General features: G+C 65.4%; 23 protein-coding genes. 19 read left to right on the top strand and 4 right to left on the bottom strand.

The genetic code is table 11. The features are described from left to right. Window positions 1-9: 9 nt before the first annotated feature. Together XI02_RS33295 and XI02_RS33290 are read right to left on the bottom strand one after the other, a co-directional pair. Window positions 10-402 (bottom strand): PaaI family thioesterase, encoded by a 393-nt coding sequence (locus XI02_RS33295; RefSeq protein ID WP_245163949.1) that lies wholly within the window; start codon window positions 400-402, stop codon window positions 10-12. A gap of 213 nt (window positions 403-615) precedes the next feature. Further along, window positions 616-2,205 carry a gamma-glutamyltransferase gene (locus tag XI02_RS33290; protein WP_172647278.1) on the bottom strand — a complete coding sequence of 530 codons (1,590 nt, stop codon included), beginning with the start codon at window positions 2,203-2,205 and terminating at the stop codon, window positions 616-618. A 104-nt stretch (window positions 2,206-2,309) separates the two neighbouring features. Here XI02_RS33290 and XI02_RS33285 point away from each other — a divergent pair, with 104 nt between their 5' ends. Then, the gene (locus XI02_RS33285; protein ID WP_172647279.1) at window positions 2,310-3,083 is read left to right on the top strand and encodes an enoyl-CoA hydratase-related protein; all 774 of its coding nucleotides are present in this window, start codon (window positions 2,310-2,312) and stop codon (window positions 3,081-3,083) included. Between the two features lie 18 nt (window positions 3,084-3,101). Here the strand turns inward: XI02_RS33285 and XI02_RS33280 are convergent, their stop codons facing one another. Then, window positions 3,102-4,115 carry an NAD(P)-dependent alcohol dehydrogenase gene (locus XI02_RS33280; protein WP_172647280.1) on the bottom strand — a complete coding sequence of 338 codons (1,014 nt, stop codon included), beginning with the start codon at window positions 4,113-4,115 and terminating at the stop codon, window positions 3,102-3,104. A gap of 202 nt (window positions 4,116-4,317) precedes the next feature. Between XI02_RS33280 and XI02_RS33275 the strand changes: the two genes are divergently transcribed. Then, window positions 4,318-5,187: a DUF2066 domain-containing protein gene (locus XI02_RS33275; RefSeq protein WP_172647281.1), complete on the top strand. Its 870-nt coding sequence runs from the start codon at window positions 4,318-4,320 to the stop codon at window positions 5,185-5,187. Between the two features lie 271 nt (window positions 5,188-5,458). Here the strand turns inward: XI02_RS33275 and XI02_RS33270 are convergent, their stop codons facing one another. Then, window positions 5,459-6,412: a helix-turn-helix domain-containing protein gene (locus XI02_RS33270; protein WP_016846862.1), complete on the bottom strand. Its 954-nt coding sequence runs from the start codon at window positions 6,410-6,412 to the stop codon at window positions 5,459-5,461. Window positions 6,413-6,869: 457 nt separating this feature from the next. On the opposite strand from XI02_RS33270, the gene XI02_RS33265 reads away from it, so the two are divergent. The 17 genes from XI02_RS33265 (at window position 6,870) to XI02_RS33185 (ending at window position 26,266) form a co-directional block, all read left to right on the top strand. After that, window positions 6,870-7,403 carry a hypothetical protein gene (locus tag XI02_RS33265; RefSeq protein ID WP_172647282.1) on the top strand — a complete coding sequence of 178 codons (534 nt, stop codon included), beginning with the start codon at window positions 6,870-6,872 and terminating at the stop codon, window positions 7,401-7,403. A 21-nt stretch (window positions 7,404-7,424) separates the two neighbouring features. Beyond that, on the top strand, window positions 7,425-8,417 hold the full coding sequence (locus XI02_RS33260; protein ID WP_194483250.1) for a formylglycine-generating enzyme family protein: 993 nt from the start codon (window positions 7,425-7,427) through the stop codon (window positions 8,415-8,417). A 17-nt stretch (window positions 8,418-8,434) separates the two neighbouring features. Next, on the top strand, window positions 8,435-10,078 hold the full coding sequence (locus XI02_RS33255; RefSeq protein ID WP_172647284.1) for an arylsulfatase: 1,644 nt from the start codon (window positions 8,435-8,437) through the stop codon (window positions 10,076-10,078). Between the two features lie 90 nt (window positions 10,079-10,168). After that, the gene (locus XI02_RS33250; protein WP_018273239.1) at window positions 10,169-11,179 is read left to right on the top strand and encodes a MoxR family ATPase; all 1,011 of its coding nucleotides are present in this window, start codon (window positions 10,169-10,171) and stop codon (window positions 11,177-11,179) included. Between the two features lie 8 nt (window positions 11,180-11,187). Then, window positions 11,188-12,174: a DUF58 domain-containing protein gene (locus tag XI02_RS33245; RefSeq protein ID WP_172647285.1), complete on the top strand. Its 987-nt coding sequence runs from the start codon at window positions 11,188-11,190 to the stop codon at window positions 12,172-12,174. Then, the gene (locus XI02_RS33240) at window positions 12,167-12,658 is read left to right on the top strand and encodes a DUF4381 domain-containing protein (RefSeq protein ID WP_016846899.1); all 492 of its coding nucleotides are present in this window, start codon (window positions 12,167-12,169) and stop codon (window positions 12,656-12,658) included. The genes XI02_RS33245 and XI02_RS33240 overlap by 8 nt, the downstream gene beginning before the upstream one ends. Beyond that, complete coding sequence (locus tag XI02_RS33235) at window positions 12,651-13,649, top strand: VWA domain-containing protein (protein ID WP_172647286.1); 999 nt, start codon at window positions 12,651-12,653, stop codon at window positions 13,647-13,649. Before XI02_RS33240 ends, XI02_RS33235 begins: the two co-directional genes overlap by 8 nt. Further along, a complete protein-coding gene (locus XI02_RS33230; RefSeq protein ID WP_172647287.1) occupies window positions 13,642-15,162 on the top strand; it encodes a VWA domain-containing protein in 1,521 nt (506 codons plus the stop codon). The genes XI02_RS33235 and XI02_RS33230 overlap by 8 nt, the downstream gene beginning before the upstream one ends. Continuing rightward, window positions 15,159-16,553 carry a BatD family protein gene (locus XI02_RS33225; protein WP_172647288.1) on the top strand — a complete coding sequence of 465 codons (1,395 nt, stop codon included), beginning with the start codon at window positions 15,159-15,161 and terminating at the stop codon, window positions 16,551-16,553. Before XI02_RS33230 ends, XI02_RS33225 begins: the two co-directional genes overlap by 4 nt. A gap of 85 nt (window positions 16,554-16,638) precedes the next feature. Continuing rightward, on the top strand, window positions 16,639-18,306 hold the full coding sequence (locus tag XI02_RS33220) for an arylsulfatase (RefSeq protein ID WP_172647289.1): 1,668 nt from the start codon (window positions 16,639-16,641) through the stop codon (window positions 18,304-18,306). A gap of 37 nt (window positions 18,307-18,343) precedes the next feature. Next, window positions 18,344-19,366 carry an HAD family phosphatase gene (locus tag XI02_RS33215; RefSeq protein ID WP_172647290.1) on the top strand — a complete coding sequence of 341 codons (1,023 nt, stop codon included), beginning with the start codon at window positions 18,344-18,346 and terminating at the stop codon, window positions 19,364-19,366. Then, window positions 19,363-19,602, top strand: a complete 240-nt coding sequence (locus XI02_RS33210) for a DUF3302 domain-containing protein (RefSeq protein WP_172647291.1) — start codon at window positions 19,363-19,365, stop codon at window positions 19,600-19,602. The genes XI02_RS33215 and XI02_RS33210 overlap by 4 nt, the downstream gene beginning before the upstream one ends. Further along, window positions 19,602-20,543: an HlyD family secretion protein gene (locus tag XI02_RS33205; protein ID WP_172647292.1), complete on the top strand. Its 942-nt coding sequence runs from the start codon at window positions 19,602-19,604 to the stop codon at window positions 20,541-20,543. Before XI02_RS33210 ends, XI02_RS33205 begins: the two co-directional genes overlap by 1 nt. 25 nt (window positions 20,544-20,568) lie before the next feature. Continuing rightward, a complete protein-coding gene (locus XI02_RS33200) occupies window positions 20,569-22,035 on the top strand; it encodes a DUF1254 domain-containing protein (RefSeq protein ID WP_018273228.1) in 1,467 nt (488 codons plus the stop codon). 12 nt (window positions 22,036-22,047) lie between these two features. Continuing rightward, on the top strand, window positions 22,048-23,082 hold the full coding sequence (locus XI02_RS33195; protein ID WP_172647293.1) for a DUF1254 domain-containing protein: 1,035 nt from the start codon (window positions 22,048-22,050) through the stop codon (window positions 23,080-23,082). 49 nt (window positions 23,083-23,131) lie between these two features. Then, a complete protein-coding gene (locus XI02_RS33190; RefSeq protein ID WP_172647294.1) occupies window positions 23,132-24,142 on the top strand; it encodes a transporter in 1,011 nt (336 codons plus the stop codon). Between the two features lie 21 nt (window positions 24,143-24,163). After that, on the top strand, window positions 24,164-26,266 hold the full coding sequence (locus XI02_RS33185) for an adenylate/guanylate cyclase domain-containing protein (RefSeq protein WP_172647295.1): 2,103 nt from the start codon (window positions 24,164-24,166) through the stop codon (window positions 26,264-26,266). Window positions 26,267-26,286 lie beyond the last annotated feature (20 nt).

The following is a 26,286-nucleotide window of genomic DNA, read 5'->3' as shown; positions in this document are numbered from 1 at the left end:
AACTGCGGACTATCGCTTGTCCAGAACCCGCAACTCGGCCGTGGCGCTGGCGACCGTCACATCGTTGGCGTCGATCAGATCGGCTTCCACGATCATGTCGCGGTCGGTCTGCGAGATGACCTTCGCCTTGGCCGTGATCGGGCCGATGCGCGCTGGTTTGAGAAACCGCGTGGTCAGCGTCCTGGTCACGACGGTCCGCGTTGCGGGCAGCGCTGCGAGAGCGCCGAGGCCTGTCGCTGAATCCAGCATCGCGGCAAGGAAACCACCCTGGATCGTTCCATGGCGGTTGGTGAACAAGGGTTGCGCCTCGAAACGGACTGTGGCGATTTCACCGTCGAAGCCCAGCCACTCGCGTCCAAGAAGTTGCGCGCCGGGTGGCATGTCTGCGCTTGCTTCACTCAAGCCGGTCACCGCGATTGTTGTCGGTCCAAATGTATCGGCCCGTTCGGGTCATGCAACAAACTCAGTGTCGTCCAGGCGAATGCCGGGATCCATAACCACAAATGGTCATTGTTGAACGACGCTGGAACGACGAGCCCCTTCACAACGCCCGCCGCGGCGTATGGGTCCCGGCCTGCGCCGGGACGACGGTGGGAAGCGAGTCGTGAGCACATCTCACCCCTCCGCGACCGCATCGCCCCAGGGCTGGAACGGCTCGGTGACGCCGCTGTTGGTGGTGCCGTCGCGCAGCACGACGCTCGGGCAGGCGAACTTCATCGGCAGGGTCTGGATACGGGCCTCCTCGAAGTCGAAGCGGCCGCGCAGCGCCTCGCGCACGCTGGAGGGCAGGCGCTTGTCGCCGATCACCACGGCGCCCTCGCTGGCGTCGATCCGGGGCTGGTGGATCGCGGCGTCGAGATCCATGCCGAAATCCATCACGAAGGAGAGCAGTTGCGACACCGCCGGCAGGATGCGGCGGCCGCCCGATGCGCCCGCGGCGAGCGTGCGGCCGTCGGCCGCCTGCGCCACGACCGGCGTGTAGTTGGTGAGGCAGCGCTTGCCGGGCGCAAGCGAGTTCGGATTGCCTTGCGTCGGATCGAACCACATGATGCCGTTGTTCATGGTCAGCCCGGTGTTCGGCGTCACGAATTTGGAGCCGAAGGTCGACAGCAAGGTCTGCGTCACCGCGGCCATGTTGCCGTCGCGGTCGACCGCGGAGAAATGCGTGGTGCAGCTTGGCGCGATCGCTTCGGCGCCGAGCGCGCGGCGGCCGTCGACGTCGCCCATGTCCTTCAGCCGTTCGCGATAGGCGGCTTGCAGCGCCTCGGCATAGGCAGCGTAGGCCGCCGCATCCGGACCGCCCTGCGCGGGCGCCAGCGCCTTTTGCAAAAGGCCGAGCGTGCGCGCCATGGTCGGACCCGCGGTCAGCTCCGGCGTCGCATAGACCGTGCCGCCGCGGTAAGGAATCTTCAGCGGCTCGCGCAGATGGGCGCGGAAGGCGGCGAGGTCGCGCACCGACAGCGCGCCGCCGGCGGCCTGGATGTCGTCGGCGATGCTGCGCGCCAGATCGCCCTCGTAGAAATCGCGCGGACCGGCGGCAGCGAGCTGCGCCATCGTGGCCTTCAGCCTGTCCTGCGGCATGCGGACCACCGACCTGATGCCCCATTGCGCATTCGGCGGCAAGCCGTCCTGCAGATACGCCGCCGCGCTGGCGGGATAGCGCCGCAGATCGGCGGCGGAGCTTGCGATCATCGCGGTGGTCCACCAATCGACCAGAAGGCCTTCGCCGGCGAGCTTGACGCTCGGCGCCAGCAGGTCCTTCCACGGCATTTTGGCGTGGCGGCGATGCGCTTCCTCCATGCCGGCAACGACGCCGGGCACCGCGATCGAGCCGGGGCCGTGCAGGTTGCGGTCGTCCTTGACCCGCGCCCAGGGGAACAGGTCGGAGGCCGCCCCGCCGGTCAGCGGATAATCCTCGATGCGCAGGCCGTCAGGGGCGCGCATGCCGTAGTCGATCACCTCGACGCGGTTCTCCTTGGCGCGATACAGCACCATCGCGCCGCCGCCGCCGGCGCCGCTCATCCACGGCTCCACGACGCCAAGCGCGAAGGTGGTCGCGATCACGGCGTCGACGCAATCGCCGCCCGCGGCCAATACCTCCGCGCCGATCTCGGCCGCCTTGCGCGACTGTGCGGCGACGATGCCGCCCTTGGCGCTGACGGCCGGCTTGCGGATCACTTGCGAGTTGGAGAATTGGTCGGACATGGCGTTGCTTTCGCTGTTCTTGTTGCGGGTGGGGCACGTTGGCGTAGCATGCCAAGCATGGCACTGTCAGTGCAACAACAAGAACCAATTTCAGGGAGCGGAAAATGACTGGTGTGAAGCGTGAACGGGACGGCAAGGTCGGCATCCTGACGCTCAACGATCCCGCGAGCCTGAACGCCATGACGCCGGAACTGCTCGGCGATCTCGCGCGCGCCGTCGGCGAGATGAGCCTCGACCCGGACATCCGCGCGCTGGTCCTGACCGGGGAGGGACGCGGCTTCTGCTCGGGGCAGAACCTCAAGGCGTTCCAGTCGCTCGGCGACAACATCTACACCGGCGTGATGAGGCATTATTGGCCGGCGATGCAGGCGTTGCGCGAATGCCGCGTGCCTGTCGTGGTCGCGGTCAACGGCGTCGCGGCCGGCGGCGGCTTCAGCCTCGCGATGTCCGGCGACATCATCCTCGCCGCGCGCTCGGCGAGCTTCGTCCAGGTGTTCAGCCGGATCGGCCTGGTGCCCGATCTCGGCTCGACCTGGCTGTTGCCGCGCCTGATCGGCCGCCAGCGCGCGCTCGACCTGATGCTGCTGAACGAGCCGCTGCCCGCCGAGCGGGCCAAGGAGTGGGGATTGGTGCGCGATGTGGTCGATGATGCCAAACTGCTCGACGAGGCGAAGGCGCTCGCCGGCCGTCTCGCCGACGGACCGACGCGCGCGCTGGTCGCGACGCGGCAGCTGCTCGAGGAGAGCGAGCACGCCAGCTACGCCGATCCGTTCCGCCGCGAGATCGAGCTGCAGCAGGTGATCCGCGAAAGCGCCGACGCGAAGGAAGGCCGCCAGGCCTTCGTCGAGAAACGCAAGGCCCAGTTCACGGGACGGTAATCCTTGATCGCAGGCACGCTAGCCGATCGCAATCGCGACCTTGCCGAAATGCGCGCCACTCGCCATGTGGGCGAACGCGGCCTTGACCTGGTCGAACGCGAACACCTTGTCGATCACGGGCTTGACGCCGTGCAGGCTGATGCCGTCGCACAGCGCCTGCAGATCCTCGATCGAGCCGACGGTGACGCCTTGCAGCCGCTGCTGCTGCATCACCATCAGCGGCAGCCGCGTGTCGGACGGGGCGGGACCTGCGAGCACGCCGATGAAGGCGATGGTGCCGCCGATCCTGGTGGCGCGGATCGATTCGTTCAGCGTGCCGACGCCGCCGACCTCGACGACGAGGTCGACGCCGCGCCCGGTCAGTTCGCGTGCCTTCTTGCCCCAGTCGGGCGTGGACTTGTAGTTGAGCGTGACATCGGCGCCGAGCTGCTTCAGCCGCGCGATCTTGGCGTCGCTGGAAGAGGTGGCGATGACGCGGGCGCCGCACATCTTGGCGAATTGCAGCGCGAACAGCGAGACGCCGCCGGTGCCCTGGGTCAGCACCGTCTGTCCCGGCTTGAGGTCGCCGAGCTTGACCACCGCGCTCCACGCCGTGAGGCCGGCGCATGGCAGTGCCGCGGCCTCGATGTCGCTGAGGTGATCCGGCGTGCGCACCAGCGCATGCGCCGGGAAGACCCGGTACTCGGTCAGCACACCGTCGACGCTGCCGCCGAGCGCCGCGCGCATCCGCGCCTCGCTCGGCTCGCCCCCGAGCCAGCTTTCGAAGAAGCTGCCGATCACGCGATCGCCGGGTGCGAAGCTCCTGACGCCGGCGCCGACTGCCTCGACCACGCCGGCGCCGTCGGAGACCGGCACCAGCGGAAATTTCTGGCGCGAGCCGTATCCGCCCTTGACCGTGAGCAGGTCGCGATAGTTCAGCGTCGCCGCCTTCAGCCGCACCAGGACTTCGCCGGGGCCGGCTTGCGGAACCGGCTTGTCGACCAGCGCCAGCGCGTCGACGCCGCCGGGGCCTTGCAACTCATAGCATTTCACGGAACGTCTCCTGCTCGGTGCTCTTGTGTTGGGCAGCGCTTGCGGCGCCGCCGCGCATGCTCCGAGCATATGTCAGGCCTGCCGCGCGTGGCCATAGCGCGTAACGGGGCCGATGGAATGGCGCCCATGTCCGAACGTGCTGGCGCTGCCCGAAAATACCGCCAATCTGTGCCGTCAATGAAGTGACCGAGCGGAGGTGACCATGGCTGCCTTGCTTGAGACGAGGCGCGATCTGATCGCCACGCTCGCACGCGGCGCGGTTCGCGTGCTGCTTGCCGCTGCATGGATCGCTTGCGGTGGCGCGATGGCCGCAGCAGACGACAGCCTCTACCGCGCGCAGACCGTCGTCACCGGCCAGGGCGAGCCGAACCGCATCATAGGCTTCGGTGCATGTCTGGAGGACGTCCTGATCAAGGTTTCCGGTCAGCCAATGCTGGCAGGCGACCGCCGGCTTGCCGCATACAAATCGAAGGCCAAGGCGTTCGTCAGCAGTTTCGACTATCACGATCAATATGCCGGCAAACCGCATCATGACGAGCAGGGCACCCGCGACCGGCCTTACGACCTGACGGTGGATTTCGACGAGAGGAAGATCGACGGCATTCTCGCCAGGCTCGGTCTCAAGCCGTGGCGGTCGCAGCGGCCGGTGCTCGGCGTCTTCGCCGAGATGCAGCACGGTCCCAAGGACTACATCGTCACATCCGACGGGACGCAGTCCGACCTGCAACGCGACGCGCTTGCGGCTGCGGCCGCCAAACGCGGCATGCGCTTCGTGCTGCCCGATACAGCGGCGTTGACGAGCGCGAGCGTCACCGCCGCCGAACTGTTGAAGACGCCGCCGGCGAAGCTGAGTTCGATCGTCGCGCCGCAAGGCGGCGAGGCCACTCTGCTCGGTCGGCTGGTCTGGGACGACAAGGATCTCGGCTGGGCCACGCAATGGCGGATGGCCTGGCACGGCAAGGATTACAAATGGCAGTTTCGCGGCGTCACCTTCGATGAAGCCTTCCGCCGCGGCATCGGCGGCGCCGCGCAGGTGCTGTCGGGCAATGGCGATCCGGGACGACCGAAATGATGAACTTGCGCGGGCGTAGCGGCTGGTTTGCGCGAGAGCCTGATAAGATCAGGTTGAGCTGGAACGGCGTCGAAAGTTCACCTCTCCCTTGGGAGAGGTCGATTTGCGCAGCAAATCGGGTGAGCGGTTACGGTCTATCGAGAGAGCAAGAGCCCTCACCCGGATTGCACTGGACGATGCTTCGCATCGCCAGACGCAATCCGACCTCTCCCCAACGGGGAGAGGTGAACCGAAAGCGCGGCAAGCCGATTCAACCAAAACTCATCCCGCTCTACCCGGCGTAGCCGAGCGTTTGCGACGGGTATTCCCCGAACATCGCGCGGTAATATTGCGAGAAGCGCCCGAGCTCGATGAAGCCCTGTTCGATCGCAACCTTGGAGACGGTGGTCTGGTCCGGGGTGCTTTCGCGCAGGATCGAACGGATCATGCAAAGCCGCTTGTAGCGCAGGAACGTCACCGGGCCGACCCCGAACACTTCGTGGAAGGCGCGGTGCAGGCTGCGTCGCGACAGCCGAAGCTCGGTGCAGATTTCCGAGACATGGACCGGGCGCGTGCCCGCGGCGTGCAGATAGTCCTCGACATGGCGCACCAGTCGCATCGCCGACGGCAGGTAGCTCGTTCCATCGGGCGGCAGCGATGTGACGACCGTCGCGGTCACGCAATCGATGATCGCGCGCTTCCAGAAGTCGGCCGACGCGTCGGTCAAGGCGTCCGGATAGCGCGCGAGATGCGCGACGATCCGCGGCAGTTTGTCTGCTGCGCCCATGCCGATCGCGGGGTCGGCGCGAAAGTGGTTCTTCGCTTGCCAGGTTTCGGCGTCGGCGAGCCGCGGCTCGCCGCCGAATATGTCGGGCAGATCGGCAAGGTCGAAGCGGATGGCCGCGTAGGACGAAGCGCTGTGAAAGACCCCGTCATGCTCGACCGAAGGAGGGATCACCAGCACATCGGCCGGCTGCATGTCGAACGCCCAATGCGTGACGCGGTCGGTCGCGTTCAGCAGCATTCCGATGATCAGCTTGGGATCGGTCGAGATGCGCTGGGTGCGGACCCCGACATTGAACGCGCCGATGCTGAGCGAAAAGTCACCGATCCCGACGTGAGACAATGTGCCGCGCAGCTTGCCGCGCTCAAGCTGCATGACTTCGACATGCGAACCTTTGACGGCATCGTGGAGACCCTCGAAGCCATCAAGCTCGCCGGTGCTGACCGTCAGGTGCTGGCCCATATCCACGTTCACAACTGTAGCGCGATTAATCCACTAAAACCAAATGCTTGAAGTCGGTACAAAAAGTGCGGCCGCGACAATGTGCCTAAATTGGTTTGATTCGCATGGCGAGATCGTGGTGGTGGATTTGCTAACGCACGGATTTTCGCTTGTTTTTCCGAGAAAGCAATAAGGCCGACCGGATCGGATTGATCGAATTGGAGCATCTTTCGTTAAGCCTGCACGCCTCGGGGTTGAGATTGGCACAAAGTGCACATCACTTGTATAGTGTGTTCCGCTATCGTTTGAACTGACAGCAGAATTCGCTCGTGACAACGTCCAGTGGAACGAGTCACGATGGAGAAATCCTGTGCACGCAAGTGTGCACATGGATTGGCAACGGAGGAGAAAAGGGAAGAAGGCCTGACGGATCAACGCTGCCGAAAAGTGCAGCACAGAAAAATGGAAGGGCGCGACAATGCACTCAGGCAAGACGCAATCATTGACGACGTTCGGTCACCGAGATCGTAAGGCTGCGATCTTCAACAGGATTTTCCGTCTGGCGCTCGTTGGAGCAGCCGCGATCCTCGCGCAAGCCGGCCCGGCGTCGGCGGTCAGCATCGGCTCTTCCGCTTCATTGCCGCTCGTTCAACAGCAAGAAGGCAGCGGTAACGTTGTGCAGGTGCGCGCCGTCGCGCGCCGGGGCGGCGTTGCCGTCGGACCGCGCGGCGGTGCGGTTGCCTATCGTAGCCGGACGGTGGTGCGCCCGGGAGTGAGGCCAGGCTGGCACGGCGGCGGCACGCGCTGGGTTGGACCACGGCCGGGAGGTTGGGCGCGGCCCGGCTGGTACGGTTGGCCGATCGGGGGCGCGGTCGCGGCCGGCGCAGCGATCGGTTTCGTCAGCGCGGCGAGCGCAGCCGCCTGGGCGGGACCGCCGCCGGCAGCGGGCATGTGCTGGTACTACACCGACCCGTCGCGAACACAGGGCTTCTGGGACTACTGCTCGCGGTAATGTGCGAAGAGGTGCATCGCCATGTCCCGGGTAGAGATCGCCTCCACTGAACGAGAGGGTGCGGACCGCGTCCAGACCGACGACATGGTCTGGATTCCCGGCGGCACGTTCCGCATGGGCTCCGACCATCACTATCCGGAGGAGGCGCCGGCGCATCGCGCGTCGGTCGACGGCTTCTGGATCGACCGCACCCCGGTGACCAACGCTCAATTCCGCGAATTCGTGCGGGAGACCGGGCACATCACGGTCGCCGAGCGACCGCCGGATCCTGCGCAATATCCGGGCGCGCTGCCGCATATGCTCTACGCCGGCTCGCTGGTGTTTCAGCCGCCGCGCCGGGTCACCACCCTGCGCGACTGGAGCCAATGGTGGACCCTGATGAAGGGCGCGAACTGGCGGCGCCCCTACGGCCCGCGCAGCAACATCAACGTGCTCGGCAGCCACCCGGTCGTCCACGTCGCCTATGCCGATGCGCTCGCCTACGCCAAATGGGCCGGCAAGGACCTTCCGACCGAAGCCGAGTGGGAGTTCGCGGCGCGCGGCGGGCTCGAGGCCGAGGAGTTCGCCTGGGGCAATGCCTTGACGCCCGGCGGCAAGCACATGGCCAACACATGGCAGGGCAATTTCCCTATTCAGAACCTCTGCGAGGACGGCTTCGACCGGACCTCGCCGGTGACCGCGTTTCCGCCGAATGGCTATGGCGTCCACGACATGATCGGCAATGTCTGGGAGTGGACCGCCGACTGGTGGTCGGCCCGTCATGAGGCCGACGCCGCGAAGCCCTGCTGCATCCCGCAGAATCCGCGCGGCGGTCTCGAGGAGGCGAGCTACGACCCCGCCCAGCCCGCGATCAAGATTCCGCGGAAGGTGCTGAAGGGCGGCTCGCATCTCTGTGCCCCGAACTATTGCCGCCGCTATCGCCCCGCCGCGCGGCATGCCGAACCGGTCGACACGTCGACCAGTCACGTCGGGTTCAGATGCGTGGTGCGGTCGCGAACGTCTCAGCCAGCTTAGAGAGTAGGGAGCGACGAATGAGTGATGAAGCCGAATTGAAGAACAATGGGGCGGCCAAACTCAATGGTAACAGCCGCGGTTCGTTACTTCGCAGCTTGTTCGCGGCGGCGTTGGTCGCGACAAGCCTGTCGCCATTGGCCAGGTCGCCCGCGCTCGCGCAGCAGCCGGGCACGGCGAAGCCGAACATCCTCGTCATCTTCGGCGACGACATCGGCCAGTCCAACATCAGCGCCTATACGCGCGGCGTGGTGGGCTACAAGACGCCGAACATCGATCGCATCGCCAATGAAGGGATGATGTTCACGGACTATTACGCCGAGAACAGCTGTACGGCCGGCCGATCCACCTTCATCACCGGGCAGGCTTGCCTGCGCACCGGCCTCTGCAAGGTCGGCATTCCCGGCGCGACCGTCGGCCTGCAGGATCGCGACGTCACCATCGCACAGGCGCTGAAGCCGCTCGGTTACGCGACCGGTCAGTTCGGCAAGAACCATCTCGGCGACCGCGATGAGTACCTCCCGGTCAAGCATGGATTCGACGAGTTCTTCGGCAATCTCTATCACCTCAACGCCGAGGAGGAGCCGGAGCGGCCGTATTATCCGAAGAACGACACCGCATTCACGAAGAGCAACACCCCGCGCGGCGTGTTGAAGGCGTCCGCCGACGGCAAGATCGAAGATACCGGCCCGCTGAACCGGAAGCGGATGGAGACCGTCGACGACGAGACCACGGCGGCGGCGATCGATTTCATGCAACGTCAGGCGAAAGCGAACAAGCCGTTCTTCACCTGGATGAACACCACGCGCATGCACGCGTTCACCCATGTCCGCGCATCCATGCAAGGTCAGAGCGGCATGCCCGGCAACGAATATGCCGACGGCATGATCGAGCACGACGGCGATGTTGGAAAGCTCCTGAAGGCACTGGACGACCTCGGGATCGCCAACAACACCATTGTCGTCTACACGACCGACAACGGCCCAAACCAGTGGTCCTGGCCGGACGCGGCCACGACGCCGTTCCGCAGCGAAAAGGATACCAACTGGGAAGGCGCATTCCGGGTGCCGGCGATGGTTCGTTGGCCTGGCCACATCAAGGCCGGTGAAGTGTCGAACGAAATGATGTCGGGCCTGGATTGGTTCCCGACGTTGCTGGCTGCGGCGGGCGAGTCCGATGTCAAGGATAAGCTGCTGAAGGGCTCCGATATTGGCGGCAAGTCGTTCAAGGTGCACCTCGACGGCTACAACCAGTTGCCGTACCTGACCGGCCAACAGCCGAAGTCCGCGCGCAACGATTTCTACTACTTCAACGACGACGGCCAGGTCGTCGCGTACCGCTATAACGACTGGAAGATCGTGTTCTGCGAGCAGCGTGAACCCGGCGGATTCGTCGTCTGGGCGAATCCGTTCACCTGCCTGCGCGCGCCGAAAGTGTTCAACCTGCGCATGGATCCCTTCGAACGCGCCGATGTGGTCTCCGACCAGTACTACGACTGGTTGGCCAAGAACGCCTATCTCATTCAATACGGCGTATGGCGGGTCGCTCCGTTCCTGCAGACCTTCAAGGAATTCCCGCCGAGCCAGCGGTCGGCAAGCTTCAGCATCGACCAGATGGTCGATGCCCTGATGAAGACGCTGGACAAGCAACCGGGTGCAAAATAGCGCGAGCAATGCGCGGATCCGGCCGCCGCTCGCCGGCGGCCGGACCCTTTTTCAGGTTCAGTCCACATGCCGGATCTTCGATCGAGTCAGTTGAAAGCCGCGACGGAGCAGGAAGGCGCAAAGAGCTCGGCGGCCCGCGATGCGGTGCTCGATCTCAAGGCGCGCATCGGCAAGTCGGTACTCGGGCAGGATCACCTGGTCGAGAGCATGCTGATCGGGTTACTCGCCAACGGCAATCTCCTGATCGAGAGCCTGCCGGGGCTTGCCAAGACGCGCGCGGTAAAGACGCTGGCGAAGAACCTTGCCGCGGACCTGTCGCGCGTGCAGTTCACGCCGGACCTGCTGCCGTCGGACGTGACCGGCGCGGAGATCTACCTGCAGACCGAGAAGGGCGGCCAGTTCCAGTTCCAGAAGGGGCCGATCTTCGCCAACCTCGTGCTGGCGGACGAGATCAACCGCGCGCCGGCCAAGGTGCAGTCGGCGCTGCTGGAAGCGATGGAGGAACGTCAGGTCACCGTTGCCGGCAAGACCTACAAGATGCCTGACCTGTTCATGGTGCTCGCGACCGAGAATCCGATCGAGCAGGAGGGCACCTATCCGCTTCCCGAGGCCCAACTCGACCGCTTCCTGATGCATGTCGTGATCACCTATCCCGACGAGGCGACGGAAGGCGAGATCATCAAGCTCAACCGCGCCGAGAATGCGCGGAAGCCGGAAGCCGGTGCTGCCGAGCCGCCGCCGGTGCCGCAGCAGGCGGTCCTCGATGCGCGCGGCGAGCTCGACGGCATTTTCGTCTCCGACCTCGCACAGAAATACATCGTCGACCTGATCTACGCGACGCGGTTTCCCGGCCGCTACGGCGAGCCCCTGAGCAAATGGATCCAGATCGGCGCCAGCCCGCGCGGCAGCCTCGCCATCGACCGCTGCGCGCGGGCGCGCGCATGGCTCGACGGGCAGGACTTCGTCACGCCCGACCACATCCGCGCCGTCATCCACGACTGCCTGCGGCACCGGCTGATCCTGAGCTACGAGGCCGTATCGCAGGGCATCAGCCCCGACCAGGTGATCGACAAGATCACCGAGCTTGTCGCTGCAGCGTGAGGGCCGTGATGACGGAGACATCAGCCAGAACGCCCGGTGTCTACGTCAGTCTCGACGATCTGATCGCGCTCGAATTCAGGGATCGCAGGGTTTCGTTCCTGCCGCGCCAGCCGGTGCATAGTCTGCTGTCGGGCCGGTTCGCCTCGCGCATGCGCGGCCGCGGGCTGAACTTCGAGGAGATCAGGGACTACCGCCCGGGCGACGATGTCCGCGAGATCGACTGGAAGGTCACGGCGCGGCTGCAGAAGCCGCATGTGCGCGTCTTCAACGAGGAGCGCGACCGCCAGGCCCTGCTCGTGGTCGATCAGCGGCTGTCGATGTTCTTCGGCAGCCGGCGCGCCATGAAGTCGGTCACCGCGGCCGAGACCGCCGCGATCGGCGCCTGGCGTGTGCTCGGCGTCGGCGACCGGGTCGGCGCGATCGTGTTCAATGACAGCGATGTCGTCGAGCTGGCGGCGCGGCGCAGCCGGGCGACGGTGTTGCAGATATTGTCCACCATCGTCGCGCAGAACCAGGCGCTCGGCGTCGGCCGCAGCATCGTTCCGGCGTCAGGCATGCTCAACCGGGCGCTCGAACATGCCGAGCGGCGGACGATGCACGACGCTACCGTGATCCTGATCAGCGATTTCGATGGCGCCGATGCCGCAACGCGCCGGATGATCGGGGCGATCGCCCGGCATAACAACGTGGTCGCGGTGCTGGTCCACGATCCCCTGCAAAGCGATTTGCCGGCCTCGAGCCGGATGACCGTCACCGACGGCGAGCTGCAGATTCAGCTCGAAGTCGGCCGCGAGAGTGTCCGCAAGAGTATCGCGCAGGCATCGCAGGAGCGGCTGCGCGGCGTATTCGCGTGGACGCGCGAGCTCGGCATTCCGGTGCTGCCGCTGAGCACGGCCGAGGAAACGGCGCCGCAACTCCGGCGTCTCCTGGGTGGGCTGCCGGCCCGGCACGGACGCGGTGGCAGTCACGCCAGAGCGGAGGCGGCCCTTGGCTGACACCCAGCCGGTCATTGTGGATCCCGTCGCGGGCCTGATCGATATCCCGCTGCCGCCGTCGGTGAGCCTGCTTCCGGCGACATGGGCGTCGCGGATCGTGATCGTGCTGGTTGCCGCGGGGGTCGCCGTTGCGGCGTGGCGCCTGCTGCGGCGTTTCCGCGCCAACCGCTATCGGCGCGCGGCGCTCGCGGAGCTTGACCGGCTGCTGCAGACACAAGGCGGCGTCCCGGAGGGAATGGCCGCGAGCCTCGCGCTGCTGGTGCGGCAGACTGCGCTCGATGCCTTTCCGCGCGAAACCATCGCGCCGCTTGCCGGCGCGGGCTGGCTTGCGTTCCTCGACCGCAGCTATGGCGGGGACGAATTCTCGCAAGGCGCCGGACGGCTGCTCGCGACGGCGCCGTACGGGCGGACGACGGCCGATGCCGGCGATCTAACGGCGCTGCAGGATCTGGTGCGGCGCTGGATCAGGGGGCACCATGTTTGAGTTCGCATGGCCCTGGATGCTCACGCTCCTGCCGCTGCCGATCCTCGTGTGGTGGCTGCTGCCGCCGTATCGCGCGCGGCAGGCCTCGGTGATGGTGCCGTTCTTCGACCGCCTTGCGGCGGCAACCGGACAGACCCCGCAACGCGGCGCCGTCGTGCTGCAGCGCCGGCGCATCCAGATGGTGACGGCCGCATTGATCTGGGCGCTGGTCGTCGCAGCGCTGGCGCGGCCGCAATGGGTCGGCGATCCCGTCACACGCGAGGTTTCGGCGCGCGATCTGATGCTCGCGATCGACATCTCCGGCTCGATGGACCAGCGCGATTTCCGCAACAGCGACGGCGCGATGCTGACGCGGCTCGACGGCGTCAAGCGCGTGGTCGCGGATTTCATCGCGCGCCGGCATGGCGACCGCGTCGCGCTGGTGCTGTTCGGCACCAGGCCCTATGTGCAAGTGCCGTTCACGCAGGATCTGCAGACCGCGACCGCGCTGCTGGCACAGACCGAGGTCGGCATGGCCGGACAGCAGACCGCGATCGGCGACACCATCGGGCTTGCGATCAAGACCTTCGAGGCAAGCAAGGCGCGCGAGAAGCGTCTCGTCCTGCTCACCGATGGCAACGACACGGCGAGCCGCGTGCCTCCGGAGCATGCCGCAGACATCGCACACCAGAACGGCGTCGTGATCGACACGATCGGCGTCGGTGATCCGGCCGCGACCGGCGAGAACCGCGTCGATCTCGGCGTGCTGCGGTCGGTCGCCGCCACGACGGGCGGCCATTTCTACCGTGCCGAGGACGGTGCGCAGCTGCAGGCGATCTACGCGGATATCGACCGTCTCGCGCCGGCCAAGCTCGATACGCTGTCATGGCGGCCGAAGCAGCCGCTGTTCCAGTGGCCGCTCGGCGCCGCCGTGGTGCTGTCGCTGCTGCTGTGGCTCGGCCTTTCGCTGGAAGGCGGGCTGGGACGCAGGGGAGCGATCGGCCATGCATGACGCGGCCGCCATCCCGTTCCATCTGCTGCGGCCGCTGTGGCTGCTCGCGCTGATTCCCGTCGCTGCTGTATTCGCATGGGTGCGGTGGCGGCAGAGCCCGCAGGCGCAATGGGGCGGGGTGATCGCGCCGCATCTGCTCAACCATCTCATCATGCAACCGGGGACGGGACGCGGCGTCAGCCCGCTTTATCTGGTCGCCGCCGCACTGTCGCTCGGCATCGTCGCGTTGTCGGGCCCGACCTGGCGGCGCGAGCTGCCGCCCTTCGTCGAGGACAAGGCGCCGCTGATGATCGCGCTGTCGCTCGATGCAACGATGGGGCAGAGCGACGTCGCACCGACGCGGCTCGAACGCGCCAAGCAGAAGATCAGGGATCTGCTTGCGGCGCGTGCCGGCGCGCGCACGGGGCTGATCGCCTATGCGGGCACCGCGCATCTGGTGATGCCGCTGACCGACGATCGCGCCGTCATCGAACCCTTCCTCGCCGCGCTTGCCCCGGGCCTGATGCCGTCGCCCGGGAAGAACGCGGTCGCGGCGGCGGCGCTCGCCGCGGAGGCGCTCGCGACCGAAACGGTGCCCGGGACGATCCTGCTCGTCGCCGACGATCCCGGTGACGAGGAAGCAGCGGCTCGTCAGGCTGCCGGACGGAACGGCCTGGTCAAGCTGAGCGTCACGCCGGGCGAGCGCGAAAGGTTCGCGCTCGGTTCGGACGTCGTCCAGGTCAGCATCGACGACGCCGACATCGCGGCGCTCGAGCGCCGCATCGAAACCCGCTATCAGGCCGCGCAGGGTGCCGCGTTCGGTACGCAATGGCGCGACGAGGGCTTCTGGCTGCTGCTGCCGATTGCACTGCTCAGCCTGCTCTGGTTCCGGCGCGGCACGACGGTGGCCTGGGTTGTCGCCTTCGTCTGTCTGTCGCACGTGTCGTCCGCGAGGGCGGAGGAGCCGCGCCGTTTTGCCGACCTGTGGCTGACGCCGGATCAGCAAGGACGCATCGCCTTCGATCGCGGCGACTATGCGACCGCGGCCAAGCGCTTCTCCGATCCGATGTGGCGCGGCATCGCCGCCTATCGGGCGTTCGACTTCCTGACCGCCGCGCAGGAATTCGCGCATGTCGATACGCTCGAGGGACGCTTCGCGCTGGGCAACGCCCAGGCGCAGAACCACGCCTTTGAGAAGGCGATCGCCGCCTATGACGAGGTCCTGAAGATCGCGCCCGGCCATGTCGCCGCGACGACCAACCGTGCCATCGTGGTGGCGGCGCTGCAGGCGAAAGAGGAGAAGCGGAAGAAGCAGGAGCAGGACGACAGCGCGCCGCCGGACGAGAAGGCCGACGAGATGCGGGTCGACCCGACCCAGAAGGGCGGCAAGCGGATCGAGGTGAAGCCGACGGATCTCACCACGGCCGGCGCCGCCGAAGCCTGGATGCGTCAGGTCCAGACCACGCCGGCCGACTTCCTCAAGCTGAAATTCGCGATCCAGGATGCGTCGCGACCGGCGGGAGCAAAGCCATGAGGCATCCGCTCGCCGCCGTAGCCCTGTTGCTCGGACTGCTCATACCCTGCGCGGCGCTGGCCCAGCAAAATCCGCCGGAGCCGATCCTGCGGGTGGCGATCGATCCGCCGCGCGTCGTGGTTGGGCAGGCGGCCACGCTTCGGATCGACGTGCTGGCGCCGAACTACATGACGGCGCCGCCCGAGTTGCCCGACTTCCAGGTCCGCAATGCCGTGACCCGTCAGTTGCGAAGCGTCAACGAGAACGAGCAGCGGGACGGCGTCAGCTATGCCGGCGTCAGGTTCGAATTTGCCATCCATCCGCAGGAGCCGGGCAGCTACGCCATCGCCGATCAGACGATCACCATCAAATACGCCGCCGAGCCGCCGGCGACGCGCGAGGCCACGCTCGCGCTGCCGCCGATCGCATTTGAGGCCTTCATCCCGGACGCGGCCTCCGCCCTGCAGCCGTTCCTGGCCGCGCGCAATCTATCGATCGAGCAGACCGTCAACCGACCGTCGGATCAGCTCAAGACCGGGGATGCCGTGACGCGAACCGTCACCATCAAGGCCGAAGGCATTCCGGCGATGCTGCTGCCGCCGGTGAAGTTCGCCGCGATCGACGGGCTCAAGCTCTACCCCGCGCAGCCGTCGCTCCAGGACAAGACTGATGGACGCACCGATGTGCTGTCCTCGGCGCGCACCGACAGCGGCGTCTACATGCTCGAGAAGGCCGGCGACTATGTGCTGCCGCCGATCGACCTCCGCTGGTGGAACACCGGCGCGCAAAGCATCGATGTGGCGCATCTCGACCCGGTGACGCTGCACGTGGAGGCGAACCCCGCAGCCGGCGCCGCGTCGTCAATCGGCACCTCCGGCGCGCGCCGGTCATGGGGCGCGCTGCGCGATGTCATCGCCGATCGCTGGAAGTCGATCGCGCTCGTGCTGCTGGCGCTTGCCGGGCTCGGCTGGCTGATGCGGCGGACGATCCGCGCGATCGTGGCGCGTTATCGCCGGCATCGCGAGGCCTATCTGCGCTCGGAAGCGTTCGCCTTCAGCGAGCTGCGCCGCGCCGCGCGTCATGGCGATGCCAAGGCGGTCTACTTCGCGCTGCTCGACTGGCTGCAGCGGTTCGAGCCGGTCGCGCCGCAGCACACGCTCGAGGCGTTCAAGGCGGTCGCCCATGATGCCGCGCTCGATGACGAGATCGGCGCGGTCGAGCGCGAGCTGTTCGCGCCGTCTGCCGGCGCGGCGCGCTGGTCACCACGTCGGCTGCTGCGCCAGGTCGGCGGCGCCCGGCGCAACTTGAGTCGGCGCGCGAGACGCCACGAACACACGCGTTTACTTCAAAACCTGAATCCGGTCGGGCCTTCCTCCACCACGTCCTTTGGTCGACCAAAGCCCGCCAGATGAACGAAGCACATTGAAACCGATCGAGCAGAACGCATGATTCGTAGTCACCGAAGCGAGCGATCCTAGAGTAACTCAGGAGTGTCGAATGAAGAATGAGACGAAGAAACATGACGCCGGCGCCAATTCCGATTGCGGTGCCTCGACCATTGATCGCCGGGCCGTTCTGCTCGGCACGTCATCGCTTGCTGCTACTGCCGCGCTGACGTCGCAGGCTCTCGCGCAGGCCCAGAAGGCCGCGCCTGCCGCGGCGCCGGCCGGTGGCCGCAAGCCGAACATCCTCGTCATCTTCGGCGACGACATCGGCATCCCGCAGATCAGCGCCTACACCATGGGCATGATGGGATATCGCACGCCCAACATCGACCGGATCGCGCGCGAGGGTGCCATCTTCACCGACGCCTACGGTCAGCAGAGTTGCACCGCCGGCCGCGCCTCCTTCATCCTCGGCCAGGAGCCGTTCCGGACCGGCCTGCTCACCATCGGCATGCCCGGCGATCCCCACGGCATCCAGGACTGGATGCCGACCATCGCCGATGCGATGAAGACCCAGGGCTATGCCACCGGCCAGTTCGGCAAGAACCATCTCGGCGACCGCGACGAGCATCTGCCGACCAAGCACGGTTTCGACGAGTTCTTCGGCAACCTCTATCATCTCAACGCCGAGGAGGAGCCGGAAGGCTATTTCTATCCGAAGGATCCGAACTTCCGTAAGCAGTTCGGCCCGCGCGGCGTGATCAAATCGTCCGCGGATGGAAAGATCGAGGACACCGGTCCGCTGAACACTGCGCGCATGCCCACGGTGGACGAGGAATTCCTGGGCGCTGCCAAGGACTTTATCGGCCGCCAGGCCAAGGCGGACAAGCCGTTCTTCGTCTGGTTCAACTCGACGCGCATGCACGTCTTCACGCATCTCAAGCCGGCGTCTCTCGGAAAGACCGGCAAGGGTATCCATGCGGACGGCATGGTCGAGCACGACGGAATGGTCGGCGAATTGCTCAAGCAACTCGACGATCTCGGCATCACCGACAACACGATCGTTCTCTACACCACGGACAACGGCGCGGAGATCGCGCTCTGGCCCGATGGGGCGATGACACCGTTCCACGGCGAGAAGGGCACGACCTGGGAAGGCGGCATGCGCATTCCGATGATGGTGCGATGGCCGGGCGTGGTGAAGCCCGGCACCGAGTACAACGAGATCATCTCGTTGATCGACTGGTTTCCGACGCTTTGCGCCGCGGCGGGGATGAATGACGTCAAGGAGAAGATGAAGACCGGATTTGCCGGCGCAGGCGGCAAGACCTTCAAGGTTCATCTCGACGGCTACAACTTCATGCCGTTCTTCAAGGGAGAGGCAAAGGAGCCGCCGCGCGACTCGATCTACTACTTCGACCAGGGCGGCAATCTCAATGCGATCCGGTGGAACGACTGGAAGCTGAGCTTTGCCTCGTCAAAGGGAAACATCGCAACCGGCACACGTGAGGTCACGGCGTGGTCGCTGATCACCAATCTGCGCATGGATCCTTATGAGCGCGGCCTGGAGGAAGGCGGCGAGGCGATAAAATTCCTCGCCCAGAACATGTGGCTGATCGTGCCGGTGCAGGGAAAAATCAAGGAATTCTTCTCCGACTTCGACCAGTTCCCCTATCAGGAGGGCAGTTCGCTGAACGCGGGCGGCATCAATTACGGACTGCTTCGGCAGCAGGCGGCATTGAAGCGGCTCAATGACCTCGAACGCTTGAAGCCGCAGTGATGCAGCAAGAGCAACGGACAGAAAGAGGGAAAGTGCGATGATGGTTCGGCTTGCCGCTGTGCTGCTTGCGTGTCTTGTGGCCATCACCGTTGCGGTGGCGCAGCCGGCGGATCCTTTGCCATCCTGGAAAGACGGCGCGGCGAAATCGGCGATTGTCGATTTCGTCGCGCGCGTCACGACGGAAGGCGGGCGCGACTTCGTGCCGCCGGCCGAGCGGATCGCGACGTTCGACAATGACGGCACGCTGTGGACCGAGCAGCCGTTCTATTTCCAGCTCGCCTTCGCGTTCGACCGCGTCAAGACGATGGCGCCGCAGCACCCCGACTGGAAGATGCGGCAACCCTTCAAGGCGCTTCTCGAGAAGGACACCAAAGCGTTGGCCGCGAGCGGCGAGAAGGGCCTCTTGCAGATCGTGGCGGCGACGCATGCCGGCATCACCACGGATGCGTTCGCGCAGTCCGTCCGTGACTGGCTCGCTTCCGCCAGGCATCCGCGCTTCAACCGGCCGTATGACAGCCTGGTCTATCAGCCGATGCTGGAGCTGCTGGCCTATCTCAGGGCCAACGGCTTCAAGACCTTCGTCGTCTCAGGCGGCGGGGTCGAGTTCATGCGGCCGTGGATGGAGAAGGTCTACGGCATCCCGCCGGAGCAGGTGGTCGGTTCATCCGGCGTGGTCAAATTCCAGATCGGCCCCGACGGCAAGCCGGTCCTGATGAAGCAAGCCAAGGTCGAGTTCATCGATGACGGCCCGGGCAAGCCGGTCGGCATCAACCGCTTCATCGGCCGCCGCCCGATCTTCGCGTTCGGCAACTCGGACGGCGACCTGCAGATGCTGCAATGGACCGCAGCGGGGCCGGGCGCGCGCTTCGCCGGCATCGTGCACCACACCGACGAGGTTCGCGAATACGCCTACGACCGTCAATCCAAGGTCGGCAAGCTCGACAAGGCGCTCGACGCCGCCGCCGCGGGCGGCTGGACCGTGGTCGACATGAAGCAGGACTGGAAGGAGGTGTTTCCACCTCTGGCCACATCCGGTACCGCGAAGGAGACGAAGCCATGAGCGGATACGACATCTTCGCCTGGATCGTGCTGGTCATCCTGCTGGCCAGCGCGATCGGTGTGTTTTGCATCGCGGGCTGGCTGCCCGGGCATATCGCGAAGTCGCGCAACCATCCCTACGTGCAGGCCGTGACGGTGGCCGGCTGGGTCACGCTGCTGTTCGGCTTCGCGCTGTGGCCGATCGCGCTGATCTGGGCCTATGTCGACGTGCCTCAACGCAAGAGTGGAGCGGTGTGATGGGCGTCGCGATCATCAACACCTATCTGGTGCTGCTGTTCCTGCTGGTGCATTTCAAGATCGTGCGCTTCAATTTGTTCTGGAAGCTGTCGCCGTTCATCGTGCTGGTCCTGGTGATGTTCGGTCTCCTGGTCCCGATGAACTGGGGCGCACCGCAGGGCTCGGCGCTGGTGGTGCGCAATGCGGTGTCGGTCGTGCCTAGCGTCGCGGGCGAAGTGACCGAGGTGCCCGTAGTCGCCAACGCGCCGCTGAAGGCCGGTGATGTTCTGTTCAAGATCGATCCGACCCCTTACGATGCACAGGTCAAGGCGATCACGGCGCAGCTCAAGCTGTCGAAGACGCGGCTGACGCAGATGACGACGCTTTTCGAGCGCGACGCCGGGCGCGGCTTCGACGTCGAGCAGCGGCAGTCCGAGGTCGACCAGCTCAGCGGCCAGCTCGAGGCCGCGCAGTGGAATCTCGACAAGACGGTGGTGAAGGCGCCGGCCGACGGCTACGTCACCAATGTTGCGCTGCGCAAGGGCGCGCGGGTAGCCAATCTGCCGCTGTCGCCGGTGATGGCGTTCATCGATACCTCGAACACGATCATCGGGGTCGAGATCAACCAGATCGATGCCCGCTACGTCGCGCCGGGGCAGGAGGTCGAGGTCACTTTCAAGTTCGCGCCCGGGCAGATCTATTCCGGCAAGGTCGAAAGCGTGCTGCAGGCGATCGCGACCGGCCAGGCCCAGACCTCGGGCACCGCCGTGGCGCCGAAAGCGATCGAGGCGGCACCTTTCGTCGTGCGTGTAAAGCTCGACGATGCTACCTTCGTCAATCGGCTGCCTGCGGGCAGCGCCGGGACGGCGGCAATCTATACGGAGCATTTGAAGCCGACGCATGTGGTCCGCCGCGTGCTGCTGCGGCAGGTTGCGATCATCAACTATGTCAATCCGTTTTGAGTGAGCAGGAAGGGGCACGATATCGATGAAGAGGTCATTTGCTGAAGACGAAGCGTTGCCGCGGCGCGACGGGCGAGGCGTCGTGAACCGGCGGCAGACGCTGCTCGGCGCTGCCGCGCTCCTGACCAGCGGGCTGCTCGCGCCGTCTCGCGCCTGGGCTCAATCCGTGTCGGCAGACGATGCGCGGGCGATCGCCAAGGATGCCTACATTTACGGCTTCCCGCTCGTCGACAGCTACCGGATCCAATACTCCTACTTCGTCGATCGTGGCGGTGCCGAATACAAGGCGCCGTGGAACACGATCTTCAACAACGCGCGGGTCTACACGCCCGACGACAAGGCGATCCAGACTCCTAATTCGGACACGCCGTATTCCTATGTCGGCGCGGACCTGCGTGCCGAGCCGATCGTGTTCACGGTGCCGGCCGTCGAGAAGGGCCGCTACTACTCGCTGCAATTCATCGACATGTACACGTTCGACTTCGCCTATGTCGGCAGCCGCGCCACCGGCAACGGCGCAGGGAGCTACCTGCTGGCGGGGCCAACCTGGAAGGGCCAAAAGCCGAAGGGGATCAGGAAGGTCATTCGCTGCGAGACCCAGTTTGCCTTCGTGCTTTATCGCACCCAGCTCTTCAACCCCGGCGACATCGAGAATGTGAAGAAGATTCAGGCCGGCTACAAGGTGCAGACGCTGTCGCAGTTTCTCGGCAAGCCGGCGCCCGCGGCTGCGCCCGAGGTTGCGTTCATCAAGCCGATCACTGCCGAGCAGGAGCGCAACTCGCTCGAATTCTTCGGCATCCTCAACTTCCTCCTCCAGTTCTGCCCGACGCATCCGAGCGAGAAAGCGCTGATGGCGCGCTTTGCCAGGATCGGGATCGGTGCGGGGAAACCGTTTGACGCTAATTCGCTGTCGCCGGAGACCCGCAAGGCTTTGCAGGACGGCATGGCCGATGCCTGGAAGGCTTTTGCCGAGTTCAAGGAGACGAAGATCGATACCGGGAAATCGTCGAGCGCCGACGGGTTCGGAACACGAGAGTATCTGAAGAACGACTACATGCAGCGGATGTCGGCGGCGGTGCTCGGGATCTATGGAAATTCGAAGCAAGAGGCAATGTATCCCGCTTACTTCGTGGATGCTGCCAAACGGAAGCTCGACGGCGCCAATCGCTACACGATGCGCTTTGCGCCGGGTCAGCTGCCGCCGGTCAACGCGTTCTGGTCGCTGACGATGTACCAGCTGCCGGCGAGCCTGCTCTACGCCAACCCGCTCAACCGCTATTTGATCAATTCGCCGATGTTACCGAACCTGAAGCGCGATGCCGACGGCGGGATCACGCTCTATGTCCAGAACGAATCGCCTGGTCAGGACAAGGAAGCCAACTGGCTGCCGGCGCCAAAGGGGCCGTTCTTCGCGGCGATGCGCTTGTACTGGCCGAAGCCCACGGCGCTGTCCGGGCAATGGAAAGCGCCGCCGATCCAGCAGATTTCGTAGGGAAGCCGACAGATGATGATCAGAGAAATTGCTTTTGGCTTGGTAACATTTGCGGTGGTCACGAGCGCACACGCGCAATCACCCGCTGGCGGCACGGTGCCGGTCACCGTCGACAATTTCGCCCGCGCCGAATCCGATCTCTATTTCGGCGGCAACGTCAAGGATGCGGGCGGGACCGGCAAGCTGTTCCATCACCGCGAGCCGATGTCGATCGACAAGCAGGCGGTGATCCGGGCGAATCGCGATACGCTTTATTCCTCTGGTGTCTTCGACCTCGACGCCGGCCCGGTGACCATCACACTGCCGGATGCAGGCAAGCGCTTCCGTTCGCTGATGGCGGTCAATGAAGATCACTATGTGGTCGGCAACATCGAATATCGCGCGGGTAGCTTCACCTACGACAAGGCGAAGGCCGGCACGCGCTACCTGCTGCTCGCTTTGCGCACGCTGGTCGATCCCAATGATTCAAAGGATGTGGCTCAGGTTCACGCGCTGCAAGACGCCATCAAGGTCAGCCAGAAGGCACAAGGCAAGTTCGAGGTGCCGAACTGGGACCAGGCCAGCCAGAAGAGCATCCGCGATGCGCTTCTGGTGCTGAATGACTACACCGGCGGCTTCGCCCACGCGTTCGGGGCCAAGGGGCAGGTCGATCCGGTCAGGCACTTGATCGGCACCGCCGCCGGCTGGGGCGGCAATCCCGACAAGGACGCGTCCTATCTCAGCATCACGCCTTCCCGGAACGACGGCACCACGGTCTACAAGCTGACCGTCAGGGAGGTGCCGGTCGATGCATTCTGGTCGATCAGCGTGTACGACGCGAAGGGATATTTCGAGAAAAATCCCTACGACGCGTATACGCTGAACAACATCACCGCGAAGAAATCCGCCGATGGGTCGATCGCGATCCAGTTCGGCGGCTGCGACGGCAAGATCCCGAACTGCCTGCCGATCATGAAGGGCTGGAACTACACGGTCCGGCTCTATCGGCCGCGCCCGGAGATCCTGAACGGGAAGTGGAAATTCCCGGAGGCGCAGGCGGTGAACTGAGACGCCCGCGAATCCGCTATGATGTCTTGGACGAAATGGGAAACTCGGGATGAAGACCGTCAAGAATCGCAAGCGCGCCGCACTGGGCATGGTTGGCGCGCTCGCGCTGTCGGCGATGCCGCAAGCCGCGTTCGCCGACGAAGGCGGCATCAGCTTCTGGCTGCCTGGCAATTTCGGCAGTCTTGCCGCGGTGCCGGGAACGCCGGGCTGGTCGTGGGCGACGGTCTACTACCATACCGAGGTCTCCTCTGCCGCCGGGGCACGCTTTCCGCGCGGTGGGCGCATCGATCTCGGCATCGGCGGGCAGGGCGATCTGGCGATCTTCGGACCCACCTATACTTTCGCGGTGCCGGGCCTCGGCGCGGTCGGCTCGGTCAGCCTGCTCGGCTTCGGCGGGCGCAACAATGCCTCGGTCGCCGCGTCCCTGACCGGCCCGCTGGGCAACACGATCAACCTGTCGCGCTCCGAGGCGCTGACCGATATCGGCGACGTCATTCCGCAAGTCACGTTGAAGTGGAACAAGGGCGTCAACAATATCATGGTCTATGCGACCGGCGACGTCCCGGTCGGGGCCTATGATCCGGTGCGCCTTGCCAATATCGGCATCGGACATGGTGCGATGGATTTTGGCGGCGGCTACACCTATTTCGACCCGCACAGCGGCAACGAATTCTCCGGCGTTGTCGGCTTCACCTACAACTTCAAGAATCCCGACACCCAATACCAGAGCGGCGTCGACTTCCATTTCGACTGGGGCGCGTCGCACTTCTTCACGCCGAACGTCCAGCTTGGCCTCGTCGGTTACGTGATGCAGCAAATCTCCGACGACACCGGCCCGGGCGCCACGCTTGGAGGCTTCCGCTCGCGCATTGCCGGCGTCGGACCGCAGGTCGGCTTCATGTTCCCGGTGGGCGACATGCAAGGCTATCTCAACATCAAGGGCTACAAGGAGTTCGCGGCCGAGAACCGTCCCGATGGCTGGAACACCTGGGTTACCTTCGCGATCTCGCCGGCGCCACCCGCGCCGGCCTCGGCGAAGCCGATCGTGCGCAAGTATTAGCGGAGGCGAACGACGAGCCTGATGAGTGATGCGCGCGAGGCCGGCCGGGGGCCGGTTCGTATCGGCTTCCGCACCTCGATCGTCACGGCGGTCATCGCCGCGGTGCTGGTGGTCGGACTGACGCTGGTCTATCTCAGCTTCAGGCGGGTCTCGTCGATCACGCAGATGGCTGCGAGCACCTTCATCGACAAGGTGGGCCAGATCGGCGCCGATCGCATCGACGCGCAGTTCAAGAATGTGCGCGACAGCCTCGAGATCCTGGCAGGAATACCGGCCATCCAGGAGGCCGACGTCGCCGACAATGTCAGGCTCTACGCCCTGCTGGCGTCGATGCTGCGCAACAATCCGCAGATCTTCAATCTCTATGTCGGCTATGAAGACGGCTCCTTCCTGGAGATGGACGTCATCGATCGCGCCAAGCCGCAATTCCGCACGGCGCTGAATGTTGCCCCCGACGCCGTCTACCGCGTCGTCGTCATTGCCCGCTCCGGCGTGGCCGCCGCGGCGCCGGTGACGCTGTTCCTGTCGGAAAGCCTGACCCAGGTCGCGAAGGTGGCGGGGCCGCATAGTTACGACCCGCGGCAGCGTCCCTGGTATGTCGACGCCCTCAAGGATCGCAAGACGCTGCTCACCGGGCCCTACGTGTTCTACGCGACCGGGGAGCCCGGTTACACGCTGCGCACGCCGCTTGGGGAGGGCCGCCGCGGGGTGGTGGCCGCCGACCTGCTGCTCAATCGCCTCGAGGAGATGCTGAGCCGGCAAAAGCTCGGAAAATCCGGGCTCGCCTTCCTGTTCAACGACGCCGACCGCATCGTCGGCCATCCCGAGATGCGCGAGCTGATGACGGAACGCAGCGACGCATTGCCCCGGATCGATGCCATCAAGCTTCCCGGCCTGTCCGCGGCGATCCAGTCCTGGCGCAGCGACGGGCTCGCCCAGCAGTTCTTCACCGACGCCGACGGACGGACCCTTGTCGCGGCCTTTCACCGCATCGAGACGGCCGGTGCGGCCAACATCCACCTCGCGGTGGTCGCCCCGCTCGACGAGTTTTTTGCCAAGATCATCTCGGAGCGGCGCGCGCTGTTCGCCATCGCGCTCGGCTTTGTGATCGCGATGCTGCCGTTCGCGTTCTGGCTCGGCTCGCTGCTCGCCCGGTCGCTGCGCGAGCTGGCGCGGCAGACCGACGAGATCCAGCGCTTTCAGCTCGCCGACCGGCCGCGGATGCAATCGGCCATCGACGAGATCGATGAACTGGGGCGCTCGGTGTTTACGATGCGCACCGTCGTACGCAACTTCTCAAGCTTCATTCCGCAGCCGATCGTCCGTCAGCTGATGCAGTCCGGAGCCTCGCTGCAGCTCGGCGGCATCAGGCGCGAGGTCACGGTTCTCTTCACCGACGTCGCCGACTTCACTGCGAAGACCGAGAAGGCGGACCCCTCGCAGGTCATGATCTTCACCTCGCGCTATTTCGCCGCGATGTCGGAGGCGATCATGAAACACCATGGCACCATCGACAAGTTCATCGGCGATGCGGTGATGGCGCTGTGGAATGCGCCGGACGAGGACCCCGATCACGTCGTTCATGCCTGCGAGGCCGTGTTGGACTGCATTCACCGCAACGCAGAGCTCAACCGCGCGTTCCGGAGCGAAGGCTGGCCGGCCTATACCACGCGGTTCGGCCTGCATCTCGGCGATGCCGTGGTCGGCAATGTCGGCTCCGCCGCCCGCATGAGCTACACCGCGCTCGGCGCCACCATCAACCTCGCCTCGCGTCTCGAAGGCCTCAACAAGAATTACGGCACGCAGGTCCTGGTGAGCGCAGCCGTCAGGGCGCGCGCCGAACACAGATTTGCGTTCCGCAGCGTCGACCAGATCCGGCCGAAGGGCTTTGCCGACGCCATCACGGTCTACGAGCTGTGCGGCGAACGCGGCGATTCCGAGCTGACGTTCTGCGCGCGCTGGGAAGCCGTCTACAGCTCGATCCGGTACGCGGAGCCCGCCGCGGCGGCGCTGCGCATCGCCGATTTCCTGGTCGAGTACCCCTGGGATTGTGTCGCGCAATACCATGCCGAACGACTGCGCAATGCCGCTCAGCAGCCGCTGCTTGATCTGCCCGTGCCCTGAGATGCAGGGGAGGAATTTTG

Origin of the sequence: Bradyrhizobium sp. CCBAU 21365 (assembly GCF_015291305.1) — a bacterium.
Taxonomy (GTDB): domain Bacteria; phylum Pseudomonadota; class Alphaproteobacteria; order Rhizobiales; family Xanthobacteraceae; genus Bradyrhizobium; species Bradyrhizobium elkanii.
This window is presented reverse-complemented; position numbering and strand designations above follow the sequence as displayed.

Bases quoted from the DNA above. Each gene is read 5' to 3' on its own strand.
- XI02_RS33270 (WP_016846862.1), bottom strand. From the start codon at position 6,412: ATGGGCCAGCACCTGACGGTCAGCACCGGCGAGCTTGATGGCTTCGAG.
- XI02_RS33275 (WP_172647281.1), top strand. From the start codon at position 4,318: ATGGCTGCCTTGCTTGAGACGAGGCGCGATCTGATCGCCACGCTCGCA.
- XI02_RS33230 (WP_172647287.1), top strand. From the start codon at position 13,642: ATGCATGACGCGGCCGCCATCCCGTTCCATCTGCTGCGGCCGCTGTGG.
- XI02_RS33260 (WP_194483250.1), top strand. From the start codon at position 7,425: ATGTCCCGGGTAGAGATCGCCTCCACTGAACGAGAGGGTGCGGACCGC.
- XI02_RS33220 (WP_172647289.1), top strand. From the start codon at position 16,639: ATGAAGAATGAGACGAAGAAACATGACGCCGGCGCCAATTCCGATTGC.
- XI02_RS33185 (WP_172647295.1), top strand. From the start codon at position 24,164: ATGAGTGATGCGCGCGAGGCCGGCCGGGGGCCGGTTCGTATCGGCTTC.
- XI02_RS33195 (WP_172647293.1), top strand. From the start codon at position 22,048: ATGATGATCAGAGAAATTGCTTTTGGCTTGGTAACATTTGCGGTGGTC.
- XI02_RS33210 (WP_172647291.1), top strand. From the start codon at position 19,363: ATGAGCGGATACGACATCTTCGCCTGGATCGTGCTGGTCATCCTGCTG.
- XI02_RS33290 (WP_172647278.1), bottom strand. From the start codon at position 2,205: ATGTCCGACCAATTCTCCAACTCGCAAGTGATCCGCAAGCCGGCCGTC.
- XI02_RS33235 (WP_172647286.1), top strand. From the start codon at position 12,651: ATGTTTGAGTTCGCATGGCCCTGGATGCTCACGCTCCTGCCGCTGCCG.
- XI02_RS33190 (WP_172647294.1), top strand. From the start codon at position 23,132: ATGAAGACCGTCAAGAATCGCAAGCGCGCCGCACTGGGCATGGTTGGC.
- XI02_RS33245 (WP_172647285.1), top strand. From the start codon at position 11,188: ATGACGGAGACATCAGCCAGAACGCCCGGTGTCTACGTCAGTCTCGAC.
- XI02_RS33215 (WP_172647290.1), top strand. From the start codon at position 18,344: ATGATGGTTCGGCTTGCCGCTGTGCTGCTTGCGTGTCTTGTGGCCATC.
- XI02_RS33200 (WP_018273228.1), top strand. From the start codon at position 20,569: ATGAAGAGGTCATTTGCTGAAGACGAAGCGTTGCCGCGGCGCGACGGG.
- XI02_RS33255 (WP_172647284.1), top strand. From the start codon at position 8,435: ATGAGTGATGAAGCCGAATTGAAGAACAATGGGGCGGCCAAACTCAAT.
- XI02_RS33265 (WP_172647282.1), top strand. From the start codon at position 6,870: ATGCACTCAGGCAAGACGCAATCATTGACGACGTTCGGTCACCGAGAT.
- XI02_RS33285 (WP_172647279.1), top strand. From the start codon at position 2,310: ATGACTGGTGTGAAGCGTGAACGGGACGGCAAGGTCGGCATCCTGACG.
- XI02_RS33225 (WP_172647288.1), top strand. From the start codon at position 15,159: ATGAGGCATCCGCTCGCCGCCGTAGCCCTGTTGCTCGGACTGCTCATA.
- XI02_RS33205 (WP_172647292.1), top strand. From the start codon at position 19,602: ATGGGCGTCGCGATCATCAACACCTATCTGGTGCTGCTGTTCCTGCTG.